Here is a 236-nt window from a genome sequence, read left to right as displayed (position 1 = left end):
TCTCGCTGCGCGCCACCGGGCCGGACGGGCGCGCGGTCGCCTCCGGCCAGAGCGTGGCGGTGGCCGTCACCGGGACGGCCAAGCCCCTGGTCGCCCTGACGGCGCCCGACGCGCCGACCGTGGTGCTGTCCCAGCCCGAGGCCCCGCCCGCGGCCACGCCCGCCCGGCTGCGCATCGTCAGCGTCGATGCGCAGCCGGGCGGGCGGCTCGACGTGACGGCCGAGGCGCCGGCGGGC

At 81.8% G+C, this 236-nt stretch carries 1 pseudogene; it reads left to right on the top strand.

Going from position 1 to position 236, the window contains the following annotated elements:
* Window positions 1–236: pseudogene (locus AX737_RS36230) on the top strand (peptidoglycan-binding protein LysM); the annotation flags it as partial.

The sequence above is a fragment of the Methylobacterium sp. CCH5-D2 genome (genome assembly GCF_001556475.1).
Taxonomy (GTDB): domain Bacteria; phylum Pseudomonadota; class Alphaproteobacteria; order Rhizobiales; family Beijerinckiaceae; genus Methylobacterium; species Methylobacterium hispanicum.
Note: the sequence above shows the minus strand (reverse complement) of the source record. Positions and strands in the feature narration are given on the sequence as shown.